Annotated in this window: 3 protein-coding genes; 2 read left to right on the forward strand and 1 reads right to left on the reverse strand. The window is 75.7% G+C overall.

Translation table 11 applies throughout. The features are described 5' to 3' along the window. Nucleotides 1-179 precede the first annotated feature (179 nt). The gene (locus tag HUW36_RS31800) at nt 180-701 is read right to left on the reverse strand and encodes a VOC family protein (RefSeq protein WP_174531446.1); all 522 of its coding nucleotides are present in this window, start codon (nt 699-701) and stop codon (nt 180-182) included. A 50-nt stretch (nt 702-751) separates the two neighbouring features. Between HUW36_RS31800 and HUW36_RS31805 the strand changes: the two genes are divergently transcribed. Together HUW36_RS31805 and HUW36_RS31810 are read left to right on the forward strand one after the other, a co-directional pair. Further along, nucleotides 752-1,222, forward strand: a complete 471-nt coding sequence (locus HUW36_RS31805) for a MarR family winged helix-turn-helix transcriptional regulator (RefSeq protein WP_174531447.1) — start codon at nt 752-754, stop codon at nt 1,220-1,222. 48 nt (nt 1,223-1,270) lie between these two features. Then, nucleotides 1,271-2,020, forward strand: a 750-nt coding sequence (locus HUW36_RS31810; RefSeq protein WP_174531448.1) for a tetratricopeptide repeat protein, incomplete at its 3' end; no start/stop codon positions are given.

A 2,020-nucleotide genomic window follows, 5' to 3' on the forward strand; every position in this document is an offset into this window, starting at 1 on the left:
CCGCGCCCACGGCGGGACCCCCGGCGTACGCGAGCGCGAGCGTGGCCCGCCGGGCCCGGTGCAGCGCCGCGGGGAGCCAGTGGTCGAGCTGGCGGACGAGCAGCTCGCGCAGGACGGCGTCGGTCGACATGGTGCCGTTTCTACCGCACCCGGGCGGCGTCGCGGCCGCGTACCCCGGGTCAGGCCGGGACGGAGATGCCCACGCCGCCCCGGGTCTGGCCGCCGTAGCGCTGCCGCTCGCGGTCCACGTCGAGCCGGCCGATCCGCTTGCGCGCGGCGAGCGCGGCGTCGTCCAGCAGCGCGGCCGGGACGATCCAGACGATCTCGAACTCCAGCCCGTCCGGGTCGCGGCCGTAGAGGCTCTTGGTGGTGCCGTGGTCGGACGTGCCGACGAGCGCGCCGGCGGCGGCCAGCCGCGCGGCGGTGGCGCCCAGCTCGTCGAGCGTGTCCAGCTCCCAGGCCAGGTGGTAGAGGCCGACGGTGGCCCGGCCGGCCTGGGACGCCCCGGCCGCCGCGCCGATCTCGAACAGCCCGAGGTCGTGGTCGTTGGTGGAGTCGGGGGCCTGGAGGAAGGCGGCGCCGCGGAAGCCGTCAGGCGTCATCGGGACCCGCCGGAAGCCCAGCACGTCGCGGTAGAAGGCGACGCTGCGCTCCAGGTCACTGACGTAGAGGACGGCGTGGTTGAGTCGATGGATGCCCATGCCACCGACGGTACCCCGGTTTTGTTGAGCGTTCAACTAACGCCGGTATGATGGGCGTCATGACCCGGTGGCTGGAACCCGACGAGCAGCGGACCTGGCGCGCCTTCCTGGCCGCCTCCCGGGCGCTGATGGAGACGCTCGACCGCGAGCTGCAACGCGACGCCGGCATGCCGCACGCCTACTACGAGATCCTGGTCCGCCTCTCCGAGGCCCCCGACCGGCGGCTGCGGATGACCGACCTGGCCGACGCCACCGGCTCCTCGCGCAGCCGGCTCTCGCACGCCGCCGCCCGCCTGGAGGCCGCCGGCTGGATCCGCCGGGAGGACTGCCCCACCGACCGGCGCGGCCAGCTCGCCGTGCTCACCGACGACGGCTTCGCCACCCTGGCCGCCGCCGCGCCCGGCCACGTCGAGGGGGTACGCCGGCACCTGTTCGACGCGCTCAGCCCGGCCCAGGTCGACCAGCTCCGCCGGATCAGCGAGACGCTCGCCGCGCACCTGACCGGATCGGGACCAAACTGATCCACTCCGGGGGTTGTACTTACCGTCGCCGGATGAGCACGATGGGGCGTGTCCTCCGGCTTCGCTGACCTGACCGTCCAGGCGCACCACCTGGTGTCCGAAGGCGACCTGACCGGCGCGCAACGGCTGCTCGCCGAGGCGCTCAGCGACGCCGACCCCCGCCCCGCCAACGCCTCCCCCGAGCTGGCCGAGGCCGCCGGGCTCCAGGCCCGGCTGCTGGTCGCGCTCGGCGAGCCGCACTCCGCGCGGGGCTGGGCCGCGTTCGCGTACGCGGCCACCACCCGGCTGTTCGGCCGCTCCGACGAGCGCACCGTCACCGCCGCCGCCACCCTGGCCGCGGTGCTGCACCGGGTCGGCAGCGACGCCCGGGCGGCCCGGCTCTACTCCGACGTCATCATCGAGCTGACCGCCCGCGACGGGCCGGAGTCCCAGCGGGTGCTGGCCGCCCACGCCGACCTGGCCACGGTGGAATACGCGCGCGGCCAGTGCGAGGTGGCCCGCGACCGGCTCCAGGACGCGTGGGAGCTGCACCGCGAGGTCTACGGCGACGGCCACCCCAGCGGCATCAAGATGCTGGCCAAGCTCGGCGCGATGGAACGCGACTGCGGCCGGTACGCCGACGCGCACGAGCACCTGGCGCTCGCCGAGGACCTGTGCCGGGCGCACCTCGACGTGGACGATCCGCTCGCCGTGCAGGTGGCCGGGCTGGCCCGGGCCGCCGCCGACCCGGACCACGTCTGCTCCGCGCCCGAGCCGCCCGTCCCGGCGACGCCCGTGGTGCCCGCCGCCCGCGTCCCC

Source organism: Micromonospora maritima (assembly GCF_902825405.1).
In the GTDB taxonomy this organism is placed as follows: domain Bacteria; phylum Actinomycetota; class Actinomycetes; order Mycobacteriales; family Micromonosporaceae; genus Micromonospora; species Micromonospora maritima.

What these genes read in the sequence shown, in the direction of transcription:
- HUW36_RS31800 (WP_174531446.1), bottom strand. Translation starts at nt 701, where the DNA reads ATGGGCATCCATCGACTCAACCACGCCGTCCTCTACGTCAGTGACCTG.
- HUW36_RS31805 (WP_174531447.1), top strand. Translation starts at nt 752, where the DNA reads ATGGGCGTCATGACCCGGTGGCTGGAACCCGACGAGCAGCGGACCTGG.